7 protein-coding genes are annotated in these 5,980 nt (G+C 64.2%); 3 read left to right on the forward strand and 4 right to left on the reverse strand.

Annotated elements, in window-relative coordinates:
* The first annotated feature begins 113 nt into the window (after nucleotides 1–113).
* The 3 genes from Q4E95_RS10490 to Q4E95_RS10500 are packed head-to-tail and all read left to right on the forward strand — an operon-like array spanning nucleotide 114 to nucleotide 2,139.
* A complete protein-coding gene (locus Q4E95_RS10490; RefSeq protein ID WP_303383257.1) occupies nucleotides 114–1,097 on the forward strand; it encodes a hypothetical protein in 984 nt (327 codons plus the stop codon).
* Nucleotides 1,094–1,687, forward strand: a complete 594-nt coding sequence (locus Q4E95_RS10495) for a hypothetical protein (protein WP_303383258.1) — start codon at nucleotides 1,094–1,096, stop codon at nucleotides 1,685–1,687. Before Q4E95_RS10490 ends, Q4E95_RS10495 begins: the two co-directional genes overlap by 4 nt.
* Before the next feature lie 11 nt (nucleotides 1,688–1,698).
* Complete coding sequence (locus tag Q4E95_RS10500) at nucleotides 1,699–2,139, forward strand: hypothetical protein (protein ID WP_303383259.1); 441 nt, start codon at nucleotides 1,699–1,701, stop codon at nucleotides 2,137–2,139.
* Nucleotides 2,140–2,186: 47 nt separating this feature from the next.
* Here Q4E95_RS10500 and Q4E95_RS10505 read toward each other — a convergent pair whose 3' ends face one another.
* From Q4E95_RS10505 to Q4E95_RS10520, 4 genes are read right to left on the reverse strand one after another with little or no spacing between them, the layout of a single operon-like run.
* The gene (locus Q4E95_RS10505; protein WP_303383263.1) at nucleotides 2,187–2,786 is read right to left on the reverse strand and encodes a hypothetical protein; all 600 of its coding nucleotides are present in this window, start codon (nucleotides 2,784–2,786) and stop codon (nucleotides 2,187–2,189) included.
* Nucleotides 2,783–3,895 (reverse strand): transglycosylase SLT domain-containing protein, encoded by a 1,113-nt coding sequence (locus Q4E95_RS10510; protein ID WP_303383260.1) that lies wholly within the window; start codon nucleotides 3,893–3,895, stop codon nucleotides 2,783–2,785. Before Q4E95_RS10510 ends, Q4E95_RS10505 begins: the two co-directional genes overlap by 4 nt.
* Nucleotides 3,895–5,313 carry a ParA family protein gene (locus Q4E95_RS10515; RefSeq protein ID WP_303383261.1) on the reverse strand — a complete coding sequence of 473 codons (1,419 nt, stop codon included), beginning with the start codon at nucleotides 5,311–5,313 and terminating at the stop codon, nucleotides 3,895–3,897. The genes Q4E95_RS10510 and Q4E95_RS10515 overlap by 1 nt, the downstream gene beginning before the upstream one ends.
* A 30-nt stretch (nucleotides 5,314–5,343) precedes the next feature.
* Complete coding sequence (locus Q4E95_RS10520; protein ID WP_303383262.1) at nucleotides 5,344–5,571, reverse strand: helix-turn-helix domain-containing protein; 228 nt, start codon at nucleotides 5,569–5,571, stop codon at nucleotides 5,344–5,346.
* Nucleotides 5,572–5,980 lie beyond the last annotated feature (409 nt).

Here is a 5,980-nt window from a genome sequence, read left to right on the forward strand (position 1 = left end):
ACCTGGACAGCCCAGGAGATCGCGGCAGAGAACGCCGCCACGAGGTTGGCCGCCAGACTGACCCGGCGGGTGGATCCTCTGCTCGAGGCCTTTTAATGGGCCTTGGTGCGGTGTTGAGTCTGCTCAAAACCGTAGCCTGCATCTTCGCCGTCGTGGCGGTGGTCGTTCGTCTGCCACGAGTAGCGCGGCGACGCCAAGTGGACTTCGTCTGGATGGGCACGGCGTTGGCGGCGCTGGCCTTCTCGGCTAACGGGGTCATGGTTCCCGAACGGAGCGTGGATGCGTGGCTGGGTGGAGAGAACATCTTCCACCTGGTGCGCAGCCTGCTCGCGCTTAGCGCCGTATGGTGCCTGCGGGCGGCCCTCGTCCAGTCCCTGCAGTGCAGGGACTGGAGCCGGTCGCGGACATTGTGGGAGACCGCCATTGGCGGTACCTTACTGCTGGGGCTGACGATAGCGTTCTTCTCAATCGATCGGGACCCGACCTCGAGAGCGTTCATCCCGGACCACCTTGCCCAGGGCGGCACATTGGTTTACACGCTGCTCATCATGGTGATGGGAGCGTGGAACGCCACCGATGTTGCCCGTGTCGCCTTCCAGGAACTCGCCTTGCGCCAGCCGGAGCACAACCGTCTGCTGTGGCCGGCTCTGCTCGGCCTGGGTGTGGGAGGTTCTCTGCTCGTGCTCGGCTGCACGCTTGAGGCCGGCTATGCAGTCCTCGGGTATTCAGGCACCTGGGATACTGTAGCTACGGCCATGCGAGCCTCGTTCGCGCCGGTCTTCCTGCCCGGGGCCGTGCTGGTGTGCTTGGCCGTGGCGTGGTTGGGTCTCTACGCCCAAGGCCGACGCCTGAAAATGGGTCTGCGCATGGACATCCTGAGGATCGCCCCGGTGTGGGCCCAACTCGACGCTGACCGGTGGAGCCCTGGTGGACGCCCTCCGGGCTGGCGCAGTGCCCTGTCGGCTGATCCCCAGAAAGTTCTCTACAGTGCCGTCATTGCCGTCGAAGACGCCCTGCGGGCAGAGAACATGGACCTGTCGGAAAAACAACGGTGTGCCCTGCAGACCGCCGAGAGGAGATTTGAACTCACATCATGAGCACCTCGATCGTCGTCCCCCGCTGGGAGAGAACCGCCACGGAAGCCTTCCAGCCTCCTGTGCTGCTGGCGGCGTTGCTCATCGCGCTGCCCTGGGGGGCGCACCCTTCTGCCGCCTCGTTGTGGTGGGGAATCAGCGCGGCCCTGATCGTGTGCGGGGTTCCACTGGCCGTGGTCCTCATACTGGTGCGCCGAGGGGTCCTCACCGACCACCACGTGAGCGTGAAGGAGCACCGCCGCCCGGTGATGGCCGGAGTGCTGGTGCTGGTCCTCAGCTACCTCACGGCGGCGATCCTGCTGCGGGGACCGATCGAGATTGTGGCGCTGCTGGTGGCCACGTTCCTGGCCGGGTTGGTGATCGCTGTGGTGAGTCCGTGGTGGAAGATCTCCGGGCACGGCATGATGATGGGCGGCACTATTGTTGCCCTGACAACATCCTGGGGTGTTGTCGGGCTGCTGTTCGTTCCGGTGGGCCTGGTGGTGTGCTGGAGCCGTATCCGGCTCCAGGACCACACTGGTCACCAGGTGATCTCAGGCTTCATCTACGGATTAGCCTTCCTGGGCAGCATCTACGCCTGGATCGTGACATGAGGAGAAAAGACGTGGGGGACGCCAACCGGGAACGGTCAGCCCAGATCTTGGCCGACAAAATCAACCTGCTGTTGGACACCCTGCGCACCGAAACCGGCCATCCCTACGACTTCACCACGATCCAGCAAGGCATAAAAGACCGCGGTGTGGCTATGTCGCGCACGAAATGGCACTACCTGAAGACGGCCGACACCCGGGTGCGCCCCGATGAGAAACTGCTCCGGGCGCTGGGGGAAGTGTTCGGAGTGGACCCCAGATATCTGGTGCACGAGAACGGCCCGTTGCCTGAGCAGGTCGAGCAGGAACTAGCCACGGTGCGCGCCCTCCGACGAGCCGAGGTGCGCAACTTCGCGGCGAGAGCCCTTGGCCAGATTGATCCTGAAGGGCTTCAGGCGATCCTTGAGGTCATCGAGAAGAAGGAAAGTTCCTCTCAGGACGACTCCACACAGTAGTTAAAGGAGTCCGGCCCAATCACAACGGCAGTGCCAACTTCCTTCGTTCATCTACCATCTACCTGCTGGGCGTCGCCCATGTGGCGGGACTGATGGCCGACGACTTCCCACTGGCCGTCGCGCTCTTCGAGGTAGAGGGTGACCTGCCGACGATCCATTTCGTGGATGGTGGCTCCGTCGCGGGTATTCCAGGCCCATTCCACGGTGTAAGCGCGGATGGCCTTGTCCGGAGCGATGTCCTGATTGATGTCACCGTGAACGGGGACGATGGTGGGCGTGCTGTAGCTCTCGTGCTGCGCTGCGGTAAGCCATGGGGCGCCTGCTGCGTTACGTTCGGGCTCAACCTGGTGAGCGGCCCAGTCAGGGGACATCAGCGACTGGGTACGGATCGCTGCGGCGGTTTCGGTGCGGTCGCTGGCGGTGTCCCAGGAGTGGAGCATCAGGGCGGTGACCTCGGCGGTGGAGTCCGCATCGGTGCGGTCAGCGTTATCCGCGGTGGCGAAGGTGCCCTCGCCTAGCTGTCGCGCCGTGGGGGAGGCGGTGGCTTCTTGGAAGACTTGCTGGGCTTCGTTGCTGGAGCCACAAGCGGCAAGCGGCAACACGCACATCAACAAGGCTGCGGCGAGGCGCAGCGGGTGGCGCATCATCTCGGCCACGCACCTTTCTCTTTGAGGATGGGCTGGGGGTCGAGGTTGTGCCCTTGGTAGGGAAAGACGAGGTCGGGGGCGTCAGGTTTGTAGATCTCAAGGTGCAGGTGGGTGGCCATGCCGAAGCGTCCGCGGTTGCCCTCGACGCCGATGATGTCACCGCGTTTGAGCTTCTGGCCCTTGGCCACGTCCCAGGAGTGCAGGTGGCAGAAGGCGAATCCGAAATCGGGGTCAAGCCCGTTCTCCTTGGCGATGACGCATCCGTCGGTGGCATTGAACCCGGTAATCCGCAGGCCGGTGGGGGCTACGACGACTCCGCCGCTGTTGTTGCCGGCCCCGGGGGTGGCGATGTCCACGCCCTCGTGTTGGTTGGCCCAACCGGGGACTCCGGCTAGAGCGCGCCCGCCGTAGCCGGAGGTGAATACGCCCCCGGGCAGTGGGGTGGTCCACTCACCGTCGCCGAGGCCTCCGTCCCAGGCCCGGGCCCCAGTGGGGGCCTTGCAGTCGGTGGAGAAGGTGGACTGGGCGCCATCGAGGATCTTCTCAACATACTGCTGGGTCTCCGGGTAGGGCGGGACGCCGTGGTGCTCTTGTACCGCACCGGGTCCGGCGTTGTAGGCGGCCAAGGTTAGGCGCACGAGTTCGTCCGGATTGTCCCCGGCGATGGGCTGAATTTCTTTCTTCAGGGCTGCCATGTAACGGCCCATGGCTGCGATGGCATCTTCGGGGTCGAAGGGGTCTCCGCCGTTGCCATAGGTGGCCCAGGTCGCGGGCATGAATTGGGCCAGCCCCTGGGCGCCGACGGGGCTGGTGGTATCTGGGTTCCACCCGGACTCCTGCGCCAGTTGTGCGGCGACCAGGCTGGCCGGCAGTTCGGCCTGGTTGGCGGCCGCGTCCACGAGCGGTCCCCAGCCGTTTGGCACGGACACCACATTGCCCTTCTCGTTGGTGCCGACGGCGGTGGCAGTGCAGCTGGTGGACAGGCTCGCGGTGTCTTCCTCCTCGGCCAGGGTGGTCACGAGCATGGCTAAGCCCATGATGATGCTCACCAAAAGGCCAAGGAGAAGCAGCGCCGCGCCGCCGAGGGCTCGGGGGTGGGGCCTGGCCATCAGAAGCCCTGGGAGGCCAGGGCCGCGGCGTGGAGCCAGGCCCTGCGGGTAGCTGGACGTAGTTGCCGGTGATGAATGCGGCCCTGCACCAGGTGCGGGTCGAAGGGGACGATGGCCACCTCACGCACAAACGGGGCGTATTCCTCGGTGATGGCTTGGGCCTTGGTGCTGTGCGAGGGCATCAGCTCGGAGATGACCACCACGGCATTGCGGGCCAGTTCCCTGGCATGGGGGCCTCCAGCGTGCAGGGCTTTGAGGGCGTTGACCCCGCCCTGGGCCTTATCGGACTCGGTGGTGGTGGCGATGATGATCTGATCAGTGTGAGCGATCATGTGCGCCCAGTTCTCGCCCCGGGTGGAGTTGCCGCTGTCCATGATGACGAGCCGGTAGTACTTCTCGGCCACCCGGTGCAAGGCGTCCACCTCGACGCCAGTAATTTCGTGGGTGTTGGACGGTGACTCGTCAGAGCGCAGGACGTCGTAGGCGTCATACGCCTGATGGTGGACGAAGGCAGCTAACTCGGCCGCCTTGGCTTCGGCTGTAAGGAAGTGATCGGCGTGGTGGAGAAGGTCCAGCGCGGTGGAGTCGTGGCCGGCGCCGTCGGTACGCCAGCCCAGGGATCCCATGGCTTCGTTGTTATCCCAGGCGAGCACGCCCGCCCCGCCGTGGCGGGCGAACTGGGCGGCGAGCAGGGCAACGGTGGGGGTTTTGTTGGCACCGCCCTTCTGGTTGACCACTGCGATGGTGCGGGAACCGATCCAGTGCCGTGAGACCGCGGCCAGGTCTTCTCGTTCCGCTACTTCCCCAGGCCCAGGGGTCAGATGCAGCCCGATGCGGTTGAGCATCCCGCGCCAACCGTGGGTGGCTGGTGCCTCGTCCAGAGAGCTGTCGGTGGCTATGAAGCTGGGGGCGGAGTCGATGTCTAAGACTGTCGTGTCAGATGGTTGCGGCACCGGGGCGCTAGAGGGCATTGACTTTGCCTGCACGGGACGGGACTGCGAAGCGTTCTTGAGAGTCGGCGCAACGATGGTGGAAGATGTTGAGGCAGCTTTTTTATGAGAGGAACTTTCGGACTCGCTCAGCAGTGATTCCGGGGCCGACTCGGCGGGCACGAGCTCTCCAGGTTTGACCGCACGGCTGCCTCGACGCCCGGTCCGGGGTAGGCGAGTGGGCGTCGCATCGGTGGAGACTTCCCCGTCAGGCCCAACGACCAGGTAGGTCTCGAATTCGTTCGCCGAAGATGGGTCGACGGCTACGACCTTGACGGGCCGACCCAAGATACGCGCGGTCTCGGTTAGTTGAGCAATGGCGTCGTCCATTGAATTTAGGGGGGTCACCACACCGTCGACGGAGACTTCAACGGTGTCGTTGTCGTTGATCGTCGCGGTGCATCGCGGACGGTCGAGCGCCTGCGCCATGGGAATGCCTTTCGTATCAGTCGGTGCCCCTCATTCCGAGGTTGGTTGCTGAGAGACGTTGTAGTGAGCACGCAGGTGTTCTTTCACGTCGTCCCGGAGGATGATCCAGTGCGAACCCAGCTGTATGGCTGGCACCCGCCCATCCCTCAGCCACCGGTAGGTCACCGTGCTACTGGACAGCCCCAGCACCTCGGTCAGCTGGGCCGCGGTGAGTCGCTCGGGCAGCCTGTTGAAGATTCTGTCCAGCGACTCAGTCATAGAGAGCGCTCCAGCGATCACAGCGGCTCCGGTACATCGGAGTGGGAAAAAATTGCTTACGGTTGCACACCATAGCTCGAAACTGCCTATAGTTGAACATGTTCAACTTAATTTCGTGGATGATCCACGGGAATGCACCTCAGTGCATTGAATTCAACTTGGGAGCCTAGATGGGCAATCGGTGGACAGTGTTCGTCGCGCCCGGAACGGGGGCTCAGACGGTCTCGCTCCTGGATGAGACCCTTCCTGAGCCGCCCTCGGCGCTTCGGGGAGCGCAGGCGCCCCAGCAGGGTATTTCTGCACCGGTCGGCGGCGGACGGCTCGAACGGTTTCCCGCGTCATCTATTGGTCCGTACTGGTTAGGCGCCCATGGTGGAGCGGGAGAGACCACATTCCGGGAGCTGCTAGA

It is taken from the genome of Kocuria sp. (assembly GCF_030536815.1).
GTDB lineage: Bacteria > Actinomycetota > Actinomycetes > Actinomycetales > Micrococcaceae > Kocuria > Kocuria gwangalliensis.

Coding starts and splice junctions, on each gene's coding strand:
- Q4E95_RS10520 (WP_303383262.1), bottom strand. CDS start 5,571: ATGACTGAGTCGCTGGACAGAATCTTCAACAGGCTGCCCGAGCGACTC.
- Q4E95_RS10505 (WP_303383263.1), bottom strand. CDS start 2,786: ATGATGCGCCACCCGCTGCGCCTCGCCGCAGCCTTGTTGATGTGCGTG.
- Q4E95_RS10495 (WP_303383258.1), top strand. CDS start 1,094: ATGAGCACCTCGATCGTCGTCCCCCGCTGGGAGAGAACCGCCACGGAA.
- Q4E95_RS10510 (WP_303383260.1), bottom strand. CDS start 3,895: ATGGCCAGGCCCCACCCCCGAGCCCTCGGCGGCGCGGCGCTGCTTCTC.
- Q4E95_RS10515 (WP_303383261.1), bottom strand. CDS start 5,313: ATGGCGCAGGCGCTCGACCGTCCGCGATGCACCGCGACGATCAACGAC.